At 71.8% G+C, this 19572-nt stretch carries 10 protein-coding genes and 3 tRNA genes; 6 read left to right on the forward strand and 7 right to left on the reverse strand.

The features are described from left to right. Positions 1-183: 183 nt before the first annotated feature. The 3 genes from ACWGDX_RS06895 to ACWGDX_RS06905 all read right to left on the reverse strand — a co-directional run bounded on the left by ACWGDX_RS06895 (position 184) and on the right by ACWGDX_RS06905 (position 588). Positions 184-257 (reverse strand) — tRNA-Ile (locus ACWGDX_RS06895). A 180-nt stretch (positions 258-437) separates the two neighbouring features. Beyond that, a tRNA-Asn gene (locus ACWGDX_RS06900) sits at positions 438-510 on the reverse strand. 5 nt (positions 511-515) lie between these two features. Beyond that, positions 516-588 (reverse strand) — tRNA-Asn (locus tag ACWGDX_RS06905). A gap of 208 nt (positions 589-796) precedes the next feature. Here ACWGDX_RS06905 and ACWGDX_RS06910 point away from each other — a divergent pair. From ACWGDX_RS06910 to ACWGDX_RS06925, 4 genes are all read left to right on the forward strand, one after another. Continuing rightward, on the forward strand, positions 797-1105 hold the full coding sequence (locus ACWGDX_RS06910; protein WP_363081680.1) for a YtxH domain-containing protein: 309 nt from the start codon (positions 797-799) through the stop codon (positions 1103-1105). Between the two features lie 68 nt (positions 1106-1173). Beyond that, positions 1174-2619, forward strand: coding sequence for an FGGY family carbohydrate kinase (locus ACWGDX_RS06915; RefSeq protein WP_453622959.1), 1446 nt, complete (start codon positions 1174-1176; stop codon positions 2617-2619). A gap of 489 nt (positions 2620-3108) precedes the next feature. Next, the gene (locus ACWGDX_RS06920) at positions 3109-4842 is read left to right on the forward strand and encodes an ABC transporter ATP-binding protein (protein WP_453622961.1); all 1734 of its coding nucleotides are present in this window, start codon (positions 3109-3111) and stop codon (positions 4840-4842) included. Further along, positions 4842-6770 (forward strand): ABC transporter ATP-binding protein, encoded by a 1929-nt coding sequence (locus ACWGDX_RS06925; RefSeq protein ID WP_453622963.1) that lies wholly within the window; start codon positions 4842-4844, stop codon positions 6768-6770. Before ACWGDX_RS06920 ends, ACWGDX_RS06925 begins: the two co-directional genes overlap by 1 nt. A 135-nt stretch (positions 6771-6905) precedes the next feature. On the opposite strand, the gene ACWGDX_RS06930 is transcribed toward ACWGDX_RS06925, so the two are convergent. The 4 genes from ACWGDX_RS06930 to ACWGDX_RS06945 form a co-directional block, all read right to left on the reverse strand. Further along, a complete protein-coding gene (locus tag ACWGDX_RS06930) occupies positions 6906-8090 on the reverse strand; it encodes an RNA polymerase sigma factor (RefSeq protein ID WP_453622965.1) in 1185 nt (394 codons plus the stop codon). A gap of 312 nt (positions 8091-8402) precedes the next feature. Further along, positions 8403-10301 carry a DNA primase gene (gene dnaG / locus ACWGDX_RS06935; protein ID WP_453622967.1) on the reverse strand — a complete coding sequence of 633 codons (1899 nt, stop codon included), beginning with the start codon at positions 10299-10301 and terminating at the stop codon, positions 8403-8405. Between the two features lie 99 nt (positions 10302-10400). Beyond that, the gene (locus ACWGDX_RS06940; RefSeq protein WP_453622969.1) at positions 10401-11747 is read right to left on the reverse strand and encodes an NAD(P)/FAD-dependent oxidoreductase; all 1347 of its coding nucleotides are present in this window, start codon (positions 11745-11747) and stop codon (positions 10401-10403) included. Positions 11748-12050: 303 nt separating this feature from the next. Then, positions 12051-13370, reverse strand: coding sequence for a deoxyguanosinetriphosphate triphosphohydrolase (locus ACWGDX_RS06945; protein ID WP_453622971.1), 1320 nt, complete (start codon positions 13368-13370; stop codon positions 12051-12053). A gap of 190 nt (positions 13371-13560) precedes the next feature. Between ACWGDX_RS06945 and ACWGDX_RS06950 the strand changes: the two genes are divergently transcribed. Together ACWGDX_RS06950 and ACWGDX_RS06955 are read left to right on the forward strand one after the other, a co-directional pair. After that, the gene (locus tag ACWGDX_RS06950) at positions 13561-14463 is read left to right on the forward strand and encodes a DUF4132 domain-containing protein (RefSeq protein WP_453622973.1); all 903 of its coding nucleotides are present in this window, start codon (positions 13561-13563) and stop codon (positions 14461-14463) included. Beyond that, complete coding sequence (locus tag ACWGDX_RS06955) at positions 14460-19571, forward strand: hypothetical protein (protein ID WP_453622975.1); 5112 nt, start codon at positions 14460-14462, stop codon at positions 19569-19571. The genes ACWGDX_RS06950 and ACWGDX_RS06955 overlap by 4 nt, the downstream gene beginning before the upstream one ends. The last annotated feature ends 1 nt before the right edge of the window (position 19572 follow it).

Here is a 19572-nt window from a genome sequence, read left to right on the forward strand (position 1 = left end):
GCCCCAGGCCGACAAGGAGGTAGCGAGGAATGCCGAAGCCGCCGTCCCCCGCACCCGCCGACCGCGGCCGTCCGGCACGCCCGCTCACGCGAGACGCTGTAAACGACTGAGCGCCCCATGTGGTCCAGGCCATGTGGGGCGCTCGCATACTGGTCGGATCGTTTCCTCGAACGTCCGTCCGCGTGGGGCGGGTGGGACTCGAACCCACGGCCGACGGATTATGAGTCCGCTGCTCTAACCGGCTGAGCTACCGCCCCTAACGGCGCGTCGCGCACATTTGTGCGCGCCGTCTGCCGCAGCATAGCCGCTCATACGATCTCCTGCCTCGGATGGTCGGCATCGCCCTGACCTTGAAGACTTCGCCGTACGCCGCCCGGTTCCAGGAATGGCGTAGAACAGACGAAAAAGGACCCCGAGGGGTCCTTCTCGCTCTTCTGCTCCCCCGGCTGGACTCGAACCAGCAACCCTCCGGTTAACAGCCGAATGCTCTGCCAATTGAGCTACAGGGGACCGCGCTCCCCCGACTGGACTCGAACCAGTAACCTGCCGGTTAACAGCCGGCTGCTCTGCCAATTGAGCTACAGGGGATTGCTGCGTGTGCACCGAACGTACCTGCCCGGGGCCTCCCGGGCGGCGCGCGCTCGCCGCGACACATACATTAGCGCAAGCAGGGGGGTGTTCCGCCAATCGCTTTCGACCCGGGTCACGCCGGGTGATCCCGGGCCCCCACGGGGTAGGCGGAGGGCAGAGACCGACGGTCCGCCGCCGACACCGGGGACCGGGACATCAGGGAAGGGTGGCAGCCATGCGGTACCGCCTCACATTCATCGCGGGACTGGCTTGCGGATACGTGCTCGGCACACGCGCCGGACGCGAGCGTTACGAGCAGCTCAAGAAGTCGGTGCGCGAGGTGTCCCAGAACCCGGCCGTGCGCAACGCCGCCGAGTCGGCCGCCCAGACCGGCCGTGAGGTCGCGGGCAAGGCGTACCACTCAGTCAGCGCCGTGGTGGGCGACCGGGTGCCCGACTCCGTCGCCCACCGGGTGCGCTCGCTGCGGGAACGGAGCCAGAACGGCCAGGACGACTGGGGCACCAGCAACACCTGACCGGTCCCCTGCACCCCGTCCGTCCCGGCCGCCCCCGCCGCGCCGCGCGTGCGGCAGAATCGGGTGTCATGGGAATAGTCGCCGGGTTGGACAGTTCGTCCGGATTCACACGTGTCCTCGTCTGTGACGCGGACACGGGTGCCGTGCTGCGGCAGGGTTACGCGCCGCATCCGGTCGATCCGAAAGCCACCGAGGTCGACCCGCAGGCCTGGCTGCTCTCCCTCGGCGAGGCCGCGTCCGGCGGTCTGCTGGAGGGCGTCCAGGCCATCGGCGTCTCGGCCCAGCAGCACGGCATGGTGGCGCTGGACCAGCAGGGCAATCTCGTACGGCCCGCGCTGCTCGGCAACGACAAGCGGGCGCAGGTCGCCGCCGCTGATCTGGTCGACGCGCTGGGCGGGCGGCAGGCCTGGGCCGAGGCGGTCGGATCCGTACCGCAGTCCAGCCAGCTGGTGGCCAAGCTGCGCTGGATGGCGCGGAACGAGCCGGAGGCGGCGCAGCGCACCGCGCTGGTGCTCCAGCCGCACGACTGGCTGGTCTGGCAGCTCCTCGGCCGGCCCGCCCGCAGGACCACCGACCGGGGCGCCGCGTCGGCGACCGGCTACTGGTCCGCGCGTACGGGCTCGTACCGGCCCGATCTCGTGGAGCTGGCGCTCGGGCACCAGGCCTCGCTGCCCGAGGTGCTCGGTCCCGCCGACGCCGCGGGGACCACTCCCGAGGGGCTGCTGATCTCCGCGGGCACCGGCGAGACCATGGCCGCCGCCTTCGGGCTCGGGGTGGCCGTCGGGGACGCCGTGGTGTCGCTGGGAGCGTCGGGCTCGGTGATGGCCGTGCACCACGAGGCGCTCGCCGATCCGGCCGGAATGATCACCTCCTTCGCGGACGCGACGGGGATGCATCTGCCCGTGGTCCACACGCTGAACGCCGTCAGGGCCCTGCGCGGTACGGCCGAGCTGCTGGGGACCGAGGATCTGGCGGAGCTGTCCACGCTGGCGCTCAAGTCCACGCCGGGCTCCTCCGGCCTGGTGTTCCTGCCGTATCTGGAGGGCGAGCGGACCCCTCAGCTCCCGCACACGGCGGGCACGCTGACCGGACTGCGGCGCGAGTCGATGAAGCCGGAGCATCTCGCGCGGGCCGCGTTCGAGGGGATGCTCTGCTCACTCGCGGACGCGATGGACGTGCTGCGCGGGCGCGGGGTGGAGGTGCGCCGGGTGTTCCTGCTGGGCGCCGCCGCCGAGCTGCCCGCCGTACAGGCCCTCGCCCCGGCGGTCTTCGGGGCGCAGGTCGTCGTACCGCAGCCCGCGGACTACGCGGCGCGCGGCGCGGCACGGCAGGCCGCGTGGGCGCTCGGGGTCTCGCGCGGGTCGCTCGGCCCGCACAACCCGCCGGCCTGGCAGGGCGCGGCGGCGCAGATCTTCGAACCGGGCGAGGACGCGGCCGTCGGCACGGCGGTACGGCAGCAGTACCGGGCGACGCGCGAGCAGATCCACCCGGGGGCGTTCGGCCACGCGATCTGAGCGGCGGACCCCTGCCGCGCGGGCGGGCACGGTGGGCTCCCCCCGGCGGCGGTGCCCGCGGACCTGACGGTCGCGCGGACCGCCGACGCGCCCCTGACCGTCGTGCCGGTCGCCGTCGCGCACGGCCGCCGTCGGGACCTGATCCTCGTACGGACCGCCGTCGTACCGGCCGCCGTCGGGACCTGGCCGTCGCGCCGACGCCGTCGGGTCGTACGGGCCGCTCCCGGACCGCCCCGGTCCGGGCGTCTCGGGGCGTCCACGGGCCCGTACGCCGCGTTCCCGGATCGCCCCCGGGGCCCCCGGCCCCGGCCCTCCCGTGGCGGCTCCGGCGGGCCTCTGTGCGGGCCGGCGCACGGGCCCGCGCGCCTACCCGTTCTTGACTCGCCCTTGGACATAAACCCGTGGGGCTCCGTGGGGGACGTACCGCAAGATGGGGTCTGACCCCCGATCTTGCGGACCCGCCCCGCCGCCGACCACGAGAGACTCCGCGTGCTGCTTCGACTTCTGCGAGCCCATCTCGCCCCGTACAAGAGACCCATAGCCCTGCTGGTGGCACTTCAGCTCCTGCAGACGTGCGCCAGCCTCTATCTGCCCACCCTCAACGCCGACATCATCGACAGCGGTGTGGTGAAGGGGGATTCGGGCTACATCCTGAAGTTCGGCGGCATCATGATCGCCGCCAGTGTGGTCCAGGTCATCTGCAACATCGGTGCCGTCCACTACGGAGCGCGGACCGCCTCGGCCCTCGGCCGGGACGTACGGGCCGCCGTCTTCGGACGGGTGCAGAGCTTCTCCGCGCGTGAGGTGGGTCACTTCGGCGCCCCCTCGCTGATCACCCGCACCACCAACGACGTCCAGCAGATACAGATGCTGGTCCTGATGTCGTTCACGCTGATGGTGTCCGCGCCCATCATGTGCGTCGGCGGCGTCATCATGGCGCTCGGCCAGGACATCCCGCTCTCCGGGGTGCTGCTCGCCGTCGTGCCGCTGCTCGGTATCTCGGTCAGCCTCATCATCAGGAAGATGCGGCCGCTCTTCCGCACGATGCAGACGCGGCTCGACACCGTGAACCGGGTGCTGCGCGAGCAGATCACCGGCAACCGCGTGATCAGGGCCTTCGTACGGGACGACTACGAGAAGGGCCGTTTCAAGGAGGCCAACACCGAGCTGACCGATGTCGCGCTGTCCACGGGCCGGCTGATGGCGCTGATGTTCCCGACCGTGATGACGGTGGTGAACCTGTCGTCGATCGCCGTCGTCTGGTTCGGCGCGCACCGCATCGACAGCGGCGGGATGGAGATCGGCGCGCTGACCGCGTTCCTCGCGTATCTGATGCAGATCGTGATGGCCGTGATGATGGCCACCTTCATGTTCATGATGGTGCCGCGCGCCGAGGTGTGCGCCGAGCGCATCGAAGAGGTGCTGGACACCAGGTCGAGTGTCGTACCGCCGGAGAACCCGGTGACGACGCTGCGCAGGCACGGGCATCTGGAGATCCGGGGCGCGGAGTTCCGCTTCCCCGGGGCCGAGGAGCCCGTGCTGCGTGATGTGTCCCTGGTCGCCAGGCCCGGTGAGACGACCGCGGTCATCGGCTCGACCGGCAGCGGCAAATCGACGCTGCTCGGGCTCGTACCGCGGCTGTTCGACGCGACGGACGGCGAGGTGCTCGTCGACGGCGAGGACGTACGGCGGCTCGAACCGGCGCTGCTGGCGAAGGCCGTGAGCCTCGTACCGCAGAAGCCGTATCTCTTCTCCGGGACGGTCGCGACGAATCTGCGGTACGGCAATCCCGACGCGACCGACGAGGACTTGTGGCACGCGCTGGAGGTGGCGCAGGCGAGGGAGTTCGTCGCCGCTCTGGAAGGCGGGCTGAACGCGGCCATCGCGCAGGGCGGTACGAATGTCTCCGGCGGCCAGCGGCAGCGGCTCGCGATCGCGCGGACGCTGGTGCAGCGGCCGGAGATCTATCTCTTCGACGACTCGTTCTCCGCGCTGGACTACACCACGGACGCGGCGCTGCGCGCGGCGCTGGCGCGGGAGACCTCGGAGGCGACCGTCGTGATCGTCGCCCAGCGGGTCTCCACGATCCGTGACGCCGACCGGATCGTGGTCCTGGACGAGGGCCGGGTCGTCGGGGAGGGCCGCCATCACGAGTTGATGGCACAGAACGAGACATACCGGGAGATCGTGCTCTCCCAGCTTACCGAGGCGGAGGCTGCCTGATGAGCGGTCCTGGTGGACGCATGATGATGGCGGCGGGACCGACCCAGCGGTCCACGCACTTCAAGGAATCGGGCAAGCGGCTGCTGCGGCTGCTCGCCGTGGAGCGGACCACCCTGTGGTGGATGCTCGCGGCCGGCGTGCTGAGCGTGGCGCTGTCGGTGGTCGGACCGAAGATCCTCGGCCGGGCCACGGATCTGATCTTCGCGGGGGTGATCGGCCGGCAGACCTCCGGGGGCGTCTCCAAGGCGCAGACGATCGAGGGACTGCGGGCCAAGGGGGACGACGGGCTCGCCGATCTGCTCTCCGGGGTGGACTTCACCCCGGGCCATGGCGTCGACTTCGGCGCGGTGGGCGAGGTGCTGCTGGTGGTGCTGGTGATCTATGTGGCCGCCGGACTGCTGATGCTGGTCTCCACCCGGCTCTCGATCCGGGTCATCAACAACACCGTGTACCGGATGCGTGAGGACGTCCAGGCGAAGCTGTCGCGGCTGCCGCTGTCGTACTTCGACAAGCAACCGCGCGGCGAGGTGCTCAGCCGGGTCACCAACGACGTCGACAACATCTCGCAGACCTTGCAGCAGTCGATGGGCCAGCTCATCAACTCGCTGCTGACGATCGTCGGTGTGCTGGGGATGATGTTCTGGATCTCGCCGCTGCTGGCGCTGGTCGCGCTGGTGACGGTACCGCTGTCGGTGTTCGTCGCGGCGAAGGTCGGCAAGAGGTCGCAGCCGCAGTTCGTCCAGCAGTGGAAGGTCACCGGCACGCTGAACGCCCATATCGAGGAGATGTACACCGGGCACTCGCTGGTGAAGGTCTTCGGGCGGGCGCACGAGTCGGCCGAGCTGTTCCGCGAGCAGAACGACCAGCTCTACGAGGCGGGCTTCAAGGCGCAGTTCAACAGCGGGATCATGCAGCCGCTGATGCTCTTCATCTCCAACATCAACTACGTACTGATCGCGGTCGTCGGCGGACTGCGGGTGGCCTCGGGCACCTTGTCGATCGGCGATGTGCAGGCGTTCATCCAGTACTCGCGGCAGTTCTCGATGCCGTTGACGCAGGTCGCGTCGATGGCCAATCTGCTCCAGTCCGGGGTCGCCTCGGCCGAGCGGATCTTCGAGCTGCTGGACGCGGTGGAGCAGGAGCCCGACGCCCCGTCCGTGGAGCGGCTGCGCGAGTCGCGGGGGCAGGTGGCGATCGAGCACCTCTCGTTCCGGTACGAGCCGGAGAAGCCGCTGATCGAGGATCTGTCGCTCTCGGTGGAGCCGGGGCAGACGGTCGCGATCGTCGGTCCGACGGGCGCGGGCAAGACCACGCTGGTGAATCTGCTGATGCGGTTCTACGAGGTGACCGGCGGCCTGATCTCCCTGGACGGGCTCGACATCTCCCGGATGTCCCGCGCCGAACTGCGCGCCAAGATAGGCATGGTCCTCCAGGACACCTGGCTCTTCGGCGGCACGATCGCGGAGAACATCGCGTACGGCGCGTCGCGCGAGGTCACCCGGGAGGAGATCGAGGAGGCGGCGCGCGCGGCCCACGCCGACCGTTTCGTCCGTACGCTCCCCGAGGGCTACGACACGGTCATCGACGACGAGGGCTCCGGGGTCAGCGCCGGTGAGAAGCAACTGATCACCATCGCGCGGGCGTTCCTCTCCGACCCGGTGATCCTGGTGCTCGACGAGGCGACCAGCTCGGTGGACACCCGTACCGAGGTGCTGATCCAGAAGGCGATGGCGCGGCTGGCGCACGGCCGTACGAGCTTTGTGATCGCGCACCGGCTCTCCACGATCCGGGACGCGGATGTGATTCTGGTGATGGAGAGCGGCGCGATCGTCGAACAGGGCACGCACGAGGAGCTGCTGGCGGCGGAGGGCGCGTACGCGCGGCTGTACGCGGCCCAGTTCGCGCAGGCGGTGGTGGAGGTCGACTGAGGACGGGCGGCCGAGACCGGCGGCGCGGTCCGCGTATCCGGGGGCCCGCGCCGCGTATCGGGCCGGGGGTGCCTCGTACCGGGCCGGCGGCGCCGCGTCCGTATCGTCTTCGGGCGTACGGGCGCGGCGCCGGTCTCAGTCGAGATAGCCCCGGAGCTGGTCGGCGTAGGCGTGGTCGCGGAGTTTGCCGAGGGTCTTGGACTCGATCTGGCGTATTCGCTCGCGCGTCACACCGAAGATCCTGCCGATCTCCTCCAGGGTGCGGGGCCGGCCGTCGGCCAGTCCGTACCGCAGCTGGACCACCTTGCGTTCGCGCTCCCCGAGAGTGGAGAGCACCGCCTCCAGATGCTCGCGCAGCAGCAGGAAGGCCGCGGATTCGACCGGGGACGCGGCGTCGCCGTCCTCTATCAGATCGCCGAGCGCGACATCGTCCTCCTCGCCCACCGGGGCGTGCAGGGAGACCGGTTCCTGGGCGAGCCGCAGCACCTCACCCACCCGCTCGGCGGTCAGATCGAGCTGCTGGGCCACCTCTTCGGCGGTCGGCTCGTAGCCACGCTCCTGGAGCAGTCGGCGCTGGACCCGTACGACGCGGTTGATCAGCTCGACCACATGGACCGGGACCCGGATCGTACGGGCCTGGTCGGCCAGTGCCCGGGACATCGCCTGCCGGATCCACCAGGTCGCGTACGTCGAGAACTTGTAGCCGCGCGCGTAGTCGAATTTCTCCACCGCCCTGATCAGGCCGAGATTTCCCTCCTGGACGAGATCGAGCATGGTCAGTCCGCGGCCGACATAGCGCTTGGCCACGGAGACGACGAGCCGCAGATTCGCCTCGATCAGGCGCCGTTTGGCCATCCGGCCGAGCACGACCAGCCGGTCGAGGTCCAGCGCGAGCCGGGAGTCCAGATCGGTGGAGCGGCTCAGCTTCTCCTCGGCGAAGAGGCCGGCCTCGACACGGCGGGCGAGGTCCACCTCCTCGACGGCGGTGAGCAGTGGGACACGGCCGATCTCCCGCAGATACTGGCGGAAGAGATCGGAGGAGGGCCCGCCCGTGTCGGCACGGCCGCCCCGGCGTGCCGGGGGCTCGGGCACGAAGGGCACCTCCACGAGGTCCTCGATCAGGGGCTCCGGAGCCAGGGGCAGGGCCAGGGGCTCAGGAGCCAGGGCCGGCGCGGTTGCCGGCGCGGCGGCCGACATGGCCGCCGGCACCGTCTCCGGGTGGTGGACGGCGCGGCTCTGGGACGGCACCGCCGCCGCGAACTCGCCGGGAGGCACGCTCGGGGGCACGGTCAGGGTCGAAGTCGGGGTCCGGTTCTGCACGGGGGGCGACCTCCAGGGTGATCGCTGCCGGTTCGGGGGCGTACGGCAGCGGGACGGAGGTGGCGGGGCCGTGCTCCGTCCCGTACACGATGAGCGGATCCGCGGGGGGTGAGGCGCCCACCGTCGGCAGGCCGGCCGCGCTCCGAAGAACTCAGGCACCGCAACCCAGTGTGGGGTACGACACATGACTGTCACGAGGGGCGTGCGGCGACTTTCTGCGTCCCGTACGTAACCGTGCCGTTACCCAGGGGGTCGGGAAGGAGGCCGTACGCGCGGTGGCGCGAGGGACCAGGCCCTGGCCCAGGTCCTGGCCTAGAGCGCGTCGGCGCCGCGATCGTGGAGGGACCGGCCGTACTGCTGGAGCACCCACACATCGTTCTGAGCCGCCGCGAGTTCATCCGGCGGGAGGTTGCCGCCCAGGCGGATCAACTTGCCCTGGAGTTCCGCGATACGGCGGTCCACCGCGCGCCGCCGTACCTGGACGAGCTGCTGCCCCGCATAGATCTCGTCGATCGCCTTGCCGTGGAACACCTCAACCGCCAGCTCGGTGACCATGGCACGCACCGCGTCGTTCGGAGCGGCCTCGCGGACCCGGGCCAGATATTCGGGGAGGGAACGCAGACCTTGCTCCGCGCCGCCCACCTCCGCTATGGCACGGCGTACGGCGGCGTACGGCGCGGCGGTGAACTCGTCCTCCCCGTAGGCGTCGAAGGCCGGGGAGACCAGTTCGGGCCGCTGGAGGGCGAGTTTCAGCAGCTCACGCTCGGTGCGGTGGGCGGGGCTGCGGAGGTGGAGCGCGGGGCCGGCCTGCGTGGCGGGCACCGGAACCGGGTTCTGGGCTCTGTGGGTGGCTGCCGGGGCGGGGCCACGGCCGCCGCGGTCGCCCGCGGGGCCGGCGAGGCGGCCGACACGTTTGACTACGAACTCCGGGTCGAGGATACCGACCATCCCCGCGAGCTGGACCGCCACCTCACGGCGGACCGTACGGTTCTTGATCTTGGCCACCACAGGCGCGGCCTCGTCCATTGCCGCCGCGCGGCCCGCCGGGGTCTCCAGGTCGTAGCGCGAGACGATCTGGCGGATCGCGAACTCGAAGAGCGGTGTGCGCGGTTCGACCAGATCCTGCACGGCCTCGTCGCCCTTGTCGAGCCGCAGCTCGCACGGGTCCATATTGTCCGGGGCGATGGCGATATAGGTCTCGGCGGCGAACTTCTGGTCGTCCTCGAAGGCGCGCAGCGCGGCCTTCTGGCCCGCCGCGTCCCCGTCGAAGGTGAAGATCACCCGTGCGCTGCCGTTGTCCATCAGCAACCGCCGGAGGATCTTGATGTGGTCGCCGCCGAAGGCCGTACCGCAGGTGGCGATGGCGGTGGTGACCCCCGCGAGATGACAGGCCATCACATCGGTGTAGCCCTCGACCACGACGGCCCGGCTGGACTTGGCGATCTCCTTCTTGGCCAGGTCCACGCCGTAGAGCACCTGGGACTTCTTGTAGATCGCGGTCTCGGGGGTGTTCAGATACTTCGGACCGTTGTCGTCCTCGCGCAGCTTGCGCGCGCCGAAACCGACCACTTCGCCCGAGATGTCGCGGATGGGCCACATCAGCCGGCCGCGGAACCGGTCGATTGGGCCTCGGCGGCCGTCCTGGGAGAGACCGGAGAGCAGCAGCTCCTTGTCGGTGAAGCCCTGGCCGCGCAGATAGCGGGTGAGATGGTCCCAGCCCGCCGGGCTGTAGCCGACGCCGAAATGCTCCGCCGCCGCCTGGTCGAACCCGCGCTCCGCGAGAAACGCGCGGCCGGTCTCGGCCTCGGCGCCGCCGAGCTGCTCGGCGTAGAACCGGGCGGCGATCCGGTGCGCCTCGACCAGCCGGGTGCGCTCGCCGCGCTGGCTCGCCGGGTTGTAGCCGCCCTCCTCGTACCGGAGGGTGATGCCCGCCTGGGCGGCGAGCCGCTCGACCGTCTCGGAGAAGGAGAGATGGTCGATCTTCATCACGAAGGCGATGGTGTCCCCGCCCTCCTGGCAGCCGAAGCAGTGGAAGAGACCCTTGCTCGGACTGACCTGGAAGGAGGGGGACTTCTCGTCGTGGAAGGGACAGAGCCCCTTGAGATTTCCGCCGCCCGCGCCGCGTAGCTGGAGGTATTCGGACACGACGGCGTCGATCGGGACGGCGTCCCGCACCGCCTTCACGTCGTCATCGTTGATCCTGCCTGCCACGCGTGAATACTACGGGGGCCGGCGGACAGCGCTCGTCGGCTGTGGACAGCCGCGGGTGGCCGCGGGTGGCCGCCCGCGGACGGCGTCCGGTCGCTGTTCTCAGTCGTGCCGGCCCCCGGGAGTGGTGCCCAGGGAGCCGAGCGGGACGCCCGGGTCGGCGAGGGCGTCGGGATCGAGCGGCTCACCGGAACGGATCAGACGCTGGATGTCCTCGGTGACGTCCCAGACGTTGACGTTCATCCCGGCGAGCACCTTGCGGTCCTTCAGCCAGAAGGCGACGAACTCCCTCTTTCCGGCGTCGCCGCGTACGACCACCTGGTCGTACGAACCGGGCGGCGCCCATCCCGAGTACTCCAGACCCAGGTCGTACTGGTCGGAGAAGAAGTACGGAACGCGGTCGTAGGCGATGTCCTGACCGAGCATGGCGCGGGCGGCGGCCGGGCCGCCGTTGAGGGCGTTGGCCCAGTGCTCCACCCGTACCCGGGTGGCGGACGGAGGGGCACCCGGGCCGGCACCCGGGCCGGCGGACGGGAAGGCGAGCGGAGAGGCCGGCGGGAAGGCCAGCGGGAAGGCGGCCACGTCACCGGCCGCGTAGATGTCCGGGTCGGAGGTGCGCAGCGCGCTGTCCACGGCGATACCGCCGCCCTGGGCGCGGTCGGCGAGATCGAGACCGGCGGCCTCGGCCAGGACCGTACGCGGGGCGGCGCCGATCGCGGCGAGCACATCGTGGGCCGGGTGCTCCTCGCCGTCGTCCGTGCGCGCCGACAGGACCATGCCGTCCTGGCCGGTGATCTCGGTGAGCCGGGCGCCGAAGTGGAACCGTACGCCGTGCTCCTGGTGCAGCTCGGTGAAGAGCTGGCCCAGCTCGGGGCCGATGACATGGTGGAGAGGGGTCGGCGCGGACTCGACGACGGTGACCTCGGCGCCGTAGCCACGGGCGGCCGACGCGACCTCCAGACCGATCCAGCCCGCGCCCGCGATCACGAGATGGCCGTTGTCCCGGCCGAGGGCGGCGAGCGTCTGACGCAGCCGGTCCGCGTGGGCGAGCCGGCGCAGATGGTGGACGCCGGCCAGATCGGTACCGGGGATGTCGAGGCGGCGCGGTTCGGCGCCGGTGGCCAGCAGCAGTTTGTCGTACCGCACGGAGGTGCCGTCACCGAGATGCACACACCGCAGATCGCGGTCGACGGAGGTGACGGTCTGGCCGAGATGAAGCTCGACCTCGGCCTGGGCGTACCAGGCGCGCTCGTGCACGAAAACGCTGTCCCGCTCCTCCTTGCCGGTCAGATAACCCTTGGAGAGGGGCGGACGTTCATACGGGTGGTCGCGCTCGTCACCGATAAGGATCACCCGGCCGGTGAAACCCTCCGAACGAAGGGTTTCCGCGGCTTTCGCCCCGGCCAGCCCACCGCCGACGATGACAAAAGTCTGATGTGCGTCGACCACTTGATGCCTCCTCTTCGCGCTGCCGCCATCTGCGAGCGTCCCGCACGGAGCGTGATGGCGAAAGAGGGAGCGCTCCACGGGCGTGTATCACTGCTGTGATCCGGCTACTTTCGTACAGGCGCGGAGCTGGAGCGGTGAGGCATGAGGGGGCGCATGTCGCTGTTCCAGGGCCGGTGCACGGCTCATCCACGGCTGATCCACGAGCGTCACCCATTCATGATGCGCGGGGGCGGCATATGACGCGCGTGAAAGCTCGCTGAGGCGGGCGGGGCACGTGGGATACGGGCGCCCGGGGCCCGCCCGTCAGCCGCGGCCGGTCAGCTCCGCGTGCAGGGAGCGCGCCGCCGCGTCGGTGAAGGAGGCGATCTGGTCGACGAGGACGCGCTTGCGCGCCCGGTCGTCGGTGGCCGCGTCGAACAGCGCGCGGAACTGCGGATCGAGCCCCTCCGGCGCGCGGGCCGTGAGCGCCCCGGCCAGCTCCGCCAGCACGATCCGCTGGTCGGCGCGGAGCGCCTCCTGTTCGGCGCGCCGCATGACATAGCGGTCGGCGACGGCCTTGAGGACCGCGCACTCCAGCCGGGCGGTGTGCGGGACGACCAGTTCGGCGGCGTACCGGGTGAGCGGTCCCGCACCGTACGCCTCGCGGGTGGCGGCCTCGGCGGCCAGACAGAACCGGCCGATGAGCTGACTGGTGGCGTCCTTGAGGCGGGACTGCGCCACGGCGGAGCCGTCGTAACCGCGCGGCCACCACTCCTGCGCCATGAGCCGGTCGAGCGCGTCGGACAGTTCACCGGGATCGGTGTCCCGTGGCACATAGCGGCCGATCGCCACCGCCCAGATCCCGCGCCGCTCGGCCCCGGAGCGGAGCGCGGCGGGCACGACATGGCCGGCGTGCAGGCCGTCCTCGAAGTCATGGACCGAGTACGCCACATCGTCCGACCAGTCCATGACCTGCGCCTCGAAGCAGGTACGGTCCGCCGGCGCGCCCTCGCGGGCCCAGGCGAAGACGGGCAGGTCGTCCTCGTACACCCCGAACTTCAGCGAGTCCGGCCGGGTGGGGTGGGCCCCGCGCGGCCAGGGGTATTTGGTAGCGGCGTCCAGGGTGGCGCGGGTCAGATTGAGACCGACACTGACCGGTTCGGACGTCTCCGTGAACCGGACGAACCGTTTCGGTTCGATACGGGTGAGCAGCCGGAGCGACTGGGCATTGCCCTCGAAGCCGCCGCAGTCCGAGGCGAAGTCGTTGAGCGCCTGTTCGCCGTTGTGGCCGAACGGCGGGTGGCCCATGTCATGCGCGAGACAGGCCGCTTCGACGAGATCGGGATCGCAGCCGAGCGCCGCGCCCAGTTCGCGGCCCACCTGGGCGCACTCCAGGGAGTGGGTCAGACGGGTACGGGGGCTGGCGTCCCACTCCTGGCTGCGCGAACCGGGGGTCACCACCTGGGTCTTTCCCGCCAGACGGCGCAGCGCGGCCGAGTGCAGCACGCGTGCGCGGTCGCGCTGGAACGCGGTGCGGCCCGGACGCTTGTCGGGCTCCGGGGCCCAGCGCTCGGTGGCCGCGTCGTCGTAGTCACCCGTCGGCGGGGCGAAGTGCGGCGGGGTGGTGCCCGTAATGCCTGTCATGCACCGAAGGTAACCGGAACGGGTGGCGTACGGGGGTCCGCGGAACGGCGGGTGGGTGTCCCGGGGCCGCCATGTCGCGGGGTCGAGGCGGAGGTTTTCCACAGGCTCACGGAGCGCGCGACGGCGTTGTCAGACCGGTCTCCTACTGTGATGCCCGTTCGGAACCGGAAGGTCGGGGAGGGGTCCTGCCATGGGCTGGATCGAAACATCGGGCGGGTATGCCGTCGCGCTGGACGGCACTCGGGTGCTGTGCCGCAATGCCGCGGGCCGCACGCTGAAACAGGTGCCGTCGAAGCTCAAGGACGACGCCGAGGTGGTACGGCTGCGGCAGTTGGCCGAGTGGCTGGAGCGGCATGAGCGGGAGTGCCGGGAGCAGGTGGACATCTGGCTGGTGCGTTCGCTGCCGGTCCCGGTGGCGCTGCTGGCGAGGGTCTGGCCGGACCCGGCCTGGCGGTCGGTGCTGCGGGATCTGGTGGTGGCGCCGGTGGCCGCGGACGGTTCGGCGGACACCGCGCGCGCCGGGTTTCTGCGGGACGCGGATCCGGTGCGGGGGCTGGGGATCGTCGATCTGGACGGTGATTCGGTCCGGCTGGATCCGGCCGAGGTGGGGACGGTCCTGATTCCGCATCCGGTGCTGCTCGAAGAGCTGGCGGAGCTGCGGGAGTTCGCCGCGGAGCTGGGCGTGGAGCAGGGCGCCGAGCAGCTCTTCCGCGAGGTGTGGCGGCGGCCGGAGCCGGCCGAGGACGCTCCCGAGGGCACGGCCGCGCAGGACTGGCGTGCTTACGCACATGGGAAGTTCGCACAGCTCCGGCATGCCACGACCCGCGCGGTCTCGCTCGGTTACCGGGTGCGCGGCGGCTATGCGGTGTGCCCGCTGGTGGAGGACGGCCGGCCGCTGGAGGCGGCGTACTGGGTGGGGGACGACTATCCGGACGGGGAGACGCTGACCGGTTCGCTGGAGTGGCGTGACGCGGCCGGGCGGCGGCTGCCGCCCGCCGAAGTGGGGCCGGTCGCCTGGTCGGAGGGCGAGCGGATGGCCGCGCTGGTGTACGCGGGCCGTGTGGTCGAGAACGACGAGGAGGGGGCGCTGTGAACGGGCGACTGGCGGGCGGGACGCCGGACGGGACTCTGCCGGACACGGAGGCAGGGGACACGAAGACGGACAACGGGCAGGCACAGGACGGGCGGGCGCGTGAGAAGGACCTGCTGGAGGCCGGGGCGGTGCTGCCGCTCGGCGGCGCCGAGGGCGACGCGCTGACGGCACGCGCGTACGGACATCCCGCGCTGGACGAGCGCGCGGTGGTGCGGCTGGTGCCCGCGGCGATCGGGGCGGCGGAGGATCTCGCCCTGGAGTATCTGGGGTTCGGCGCGGCCGAGGCCGCCGAGGTCGGCCGGGTCAAGCGGCAGTCGCTCGGCTTCCCCGCCTGGGCACTCGTGCACGACCCGGCCAACGGCCATCACGCGCTCGCCGTGGTCAAGGAGATGGAGCGGCTCGCCCGGCAGGTCGCCACCAAACCGGGCCTGGCGAAGGAGGGGTTCGACGAGATCGGCGAGCGGCTGGACCGTTCCGTACCGCACTTCCTGCCCACCTTCTACGAACAGGTGGCGCGGCTCTTCCTGGCGGTCGAGTCCCGTCAGCAGGCGGCCGTGTTCTTCGGCAAGGCGCGGGCGGCCGAGCAGCGGCACGCGCTCGCGGTGGACGAGGAGCGGCTGCGGGAGGTCTTCCTGGAGTTCGCCGGGGCGGGCGCGCTGTCCGGCAAGGCCCTGCGTGAGCACGCCAAGGGGCTGACGGACCGGCTGTCGGCCGAGGAGGCGTACGGCCAGTTCAAGGCGGTGTCGCTGGAGCGTTGCGCGGCCGGACTCGCCCCGTACGCGGGCATGCTGGAGGATCTGCGGCGCCTCGCGAAGGGCGCGGGGCTGGACGCGGCGGCCGAGGAGCGGGCGCTGCTCGCGGAGATCATCCACACCGGCCCGATGAACCGCGCGGCGGCGAGCTTCTGGAAGTCGGCGCTGCCCGCGCTGCGGGCGGTCGCGGCCGAGGACGGCGCGGTGCGGGAGCGGCTGCTGGCGCTGCTCCCGGCCACGGGCGGTGACAGTCATGAGGAGTTCGACGCCTCCTGGCTCGCTCTGCTGGATCAGTGCGGGGCGGTCGGTCTGCTGATCGACGGGACGGCCCCGGCCGCCGAGTGGCTGTCCTCATGGGCCGGATACCGGCAGCGCGGCTGGCGCGGCTCCAAGCGGCTTCCCGCCGACTTGGCCCTGGTCGAGCGGCTGGCCGAGCGGCTGGTGGCCGACGGCACACCCGTACGGCTGCTCGGCGGCCACGGCAGGCGCGTCACGGCCGATCTGGATCTGCTGGACGCCTGTCTGGCCTGGGGCGTGCCGGTCGCCGGTCCTCCGGAGGGCGCCTGGAGTCTGGATCTGGCCGACTGGCTCGACGACGGCCGGGAGGGGCGACGGGATCTTGTGGCGCTGGCCTCCGACCCCCGGTTCGCCCCGCTGATCCGTACCGGTGTGGAGCGGATCGCCGAGCAGGGCGGTGCCACGAAGCGGCTCCACCGGATCGTCGCTCATCCCGCGCTGCGCGCCGCGCTCGTGGGCTGGCTGGGCGACCGGGCCGATGATCTGGCGCGGCCCTTCGGTCTGCCCGAGTTGCACGGCATGCTGACGCGGCTGGCCCTGTTCTCCTCGCCGTCCGTGCTGGCCACGGCGCCCGACGCGGTCGCGCGGATCGCGGCGGTCTCACCCGCTCCCGCCCTGGCGAGGACGCTGCGCGCGGGCATCCTGGACGAGCTCGGCTGGCCCGCGCTGGAGGAGGCGCTCCCGGGACTCGGACAGGTCAGCGCCAAGGGTTCGGGACAGCGTTACGGCAACTACAGCGACAGGTGGTACCGCGTCAGGGACGCCTGGCCGGCCCTGCTCGTCCGGGTCGGCACCCAGGTCGCGGCGGTCGGGCCGCTGGACGTGGTCGACCAGCGCACCCTGCCCCTGCCCGCGAAGTCGGTCCAGACCTGGGACACGATCGCGGTCCGCCATGTCGGCGGCCAGTGGCTGATCGCCAACGGTGTCGGGGACGACCGGCGGGCCCTGTGGTCGGGCCGCCCGAGCGAGGTGTTCAAGCCCGCGGGCGAGCTGAACGACCACTGGACCGATTCCCAGGTGCCCTCGCTCGAACTGCCCGACGGCGGTCGCTGCTACGGCGGCCGGCCGGTGTACGCGGGGGACACGTCGTTCGCCGGGGAGCGCCGCCAGGTGGCCTCCGACGGTATCTCCGTCTGGGTGCTGCACGAGAACCAGTGGTGGGAGTACGACCCCGAGTCGGCCCGCAGGGGCCGGGTCTCGGTGCCCGCCTTCTTCGATTCGGCGCTCGCCGGGGGCGGCGTACGGCTGCTGGAGCGGGCCTGCCGGCTGCTTCCCGTACGGCCGGGCCTGGAGTCCTCGCCGTTCGGCACGAAGGACGGGCTGCTCGGCTGGTGGGTGACGTACGACCCCGAGGAGCGGACGCTCACGGCCTGTTCGGTGGACGGCAGCCGCAGCCCCGCCGTTCCGGTGCCGCCGGGCGCGCGCCTCGAACACCTCGGCGACGGCCTTCCCGTACCGCCGCTGCGGCTGCCGGGCGGCGCGGTGCTGCATCCGCGTGAGACACGTGGCTTCTCGGCCTCGGTCGCGCTGTACGACGCCGAGGGCATCCAGCTCGCCCAGGTGGAGGAGGGCGACCGGGGTGGCGCGTACGCGGCGGGCACCCCGCTCGTGGCGCCGCTGGCCCACTGGCACGCGCTGCGGCCACGGGACGAGCGGGGTTCCGCCGCGCTGCGCGCGGTGACCGGGAAGGACGCCCGGGAACTGCTGGCCGCGGTCGCCGAGGGGACGAAGGCGACGACGGCCGTGCGCCGGATCCTGCCGGGGATCACCCACCCGGGGCTGCTGGCGGGCGTGGCCGGGGTGGTGGCCGAGGCGGCCCGCCACGCCAAGCGGATCAGCACGCTCGCCGAGCGGGCCGCGCGCGGACGGCAGGGCTCGGAGGGGCCGCGGGAGCCGGTGGCCGAGCACACCCGGGACGAGATCCTGAAGAAGGCGTGCGACGGGTTCACCCGGCCGACATACCGGTACTCCTACCATCCGCTGACCACCGGCAGCAGGACGATCCTCGAACAGATCCGGCTGCTGCCCCAGGTACTGGCGCCGGACGCGGTCCCGGGCCGCGTGGCCCTCAAGGACCCCAGCGAGGGCTGGGTGACGCTGTGCGGGGCCGGGATGGCGGCGCTCGCGGTGCGCGCCGTGTCGCCCGCCGTCCCCGGCGAACACCGGGCCGCCCTCGTGGAGTTCCTCGACTCCGCGCTGACGGTGGAGAGCGGTGGTGACGCGCTCCTGATCGATCCGCGCGGACGGCTGCGGGCGGTGGAGCTGAAGATCGCCGGCGAATACGAGGACAAGCGCGCCGGGGAGGTACGGCACGCGGGGGACCGGCGGCTGCTGATCCTCGGCCGGCTGCGGTACGAGGAGAAGGAGGCGTACTGGCACTGCGTCGAGTACGACCCGGCCGGGGCCTTCGGCGGCTGGGACGGCTGCGTGGTCGTCGAGTCCGAGGTGCTGGGCGCGGCGGACGACCCGCTGCGGGCACCGGCCGTACGGCGGCTGCTGGAGCTGGTGCGGGCGCGGGGGCCGCTGCCGTACCGCCCCGGGCAGGCGGTGGACTTCGCCGAGCGGGTCGGGATCACCCCGGTGGCGGGCGCCCTGTTCCAGCTCGGTTCCCCCGGACTGACCTCTTATCACACCCACGACACGGTGTCCGCGGAGTATGCGGAGTATCTGGAGCCGCTGGGCGCGAAGAAGGCCGAGGCGCGGGTGGGGGCGGCCACACTGATGGCGCTGAGCGTCGAGGAGCGGCGGGCGTTCACCGCCCTGCTGCTGCCCGGTGAGCCGGAGCGGGTGGCGGATCTGTGGACCACGGGCTTCGCGGCGGAGCCGCTGGTGGGCGCCTGGACGGCGGTACGCGGCAGGCGACGGCCCACCCCCGCCTCGCTGATCCGTCCGATGGTGGCCGAGCTGGGCGGCGGCACCGCCGTGGATGACGCGCTCAACCCCGAGTGGCAGCCCTGGCTGACGGGCCGTACCGAACAGCGGCTGACCGACGGTGAGCTGGAGACGGCGGATCCGCGTCTGGCGCTGACGGGGGACAGGCTCGGCGCCACGGTCGGCGCGCTGCGCTGGCTCGCCTACCGGCTGCCGTACGGCGACCCGCTGCGGGCCGTCCTGCCCGCGACGGCGCGGAAGCTGCGGGAGCGGCTGGCCGATCCCGGTCTGCTGCTCGATCTGGAGGTCAGCAGGGACTCCGCGTATGACGCCGTGTCACCGCGGCTGCGCGAGGCCTTCGGACTGGCGCCCAAGCGCGGCGGCGACGAGAAGGAGATCACCGAGCTGTCGTCGGCGCTGGTGCTGACGCCGACGCGGTACGGACGGGACGGGGACTCGGTCTGGGTACGGCCGGCGGCCCTGCTGCCGGCGGCCGGCGGTCCGGGGACAGGAGAGGCCGGACCGGACGGTGCCGCACCAGGTGAGGCCGCGCCAGGTGAGGTCGCGCCAGGTGAGGTCGCGCCAGGTGAGGTCGCGCCAGGTGAGGGAGGTCCCGACCATCCGGATCTGAGGCTGCTGGCGGCGACGGCGGGCGCGGCTCCCCAGCTGGACGCGCTGCGGGCGCTGCTGAGCGAGGAGTTCATGGAACTGCTCACGGCGGACGGTCCGCCGGGAGCACCGCAGAACCCGCAGGGCAGTGTGCCGAAGCTGGTGGGCGAGGCGGCGGAGCGGTTCGGGCTCTCGGAGGACGCGGCGGCGCTGTATCTGATGCTGCTCGCGCTGCCCGATCCGACCGACCGTCAGCAGGCCGCGTGGACGGAGTGGAAGCCGGCCCGGCTGAAGAGGGCACGGGCCGAACTGGCCGCCACCGATCTGGTGGTGGAGGCCAAGCGCGCGCGGGCGGGCCGGACGCTCTTCCTGCCCGGCGGCTGGCTGGAGCAGCAGACGCCCCGGCTGCCGTCGGAGAACTGGAAGACGGCGCTGGTGCCCTGGGACCAGCCCGGTTTCGTGGTGCCGGACCGCCCGGTGCCCGCGCTGTTCGAAGCCGCGTGGCGCCGGGTCGTCGAGGGTGATGTACCGGGGTTCGAGGAGTTCCAGGGCCGTGGCGTCCGAGGAGGCAGGCGATGAC

Source organism: Streptomyces sp. NPDC055025 (assembly GCF_053608565.1).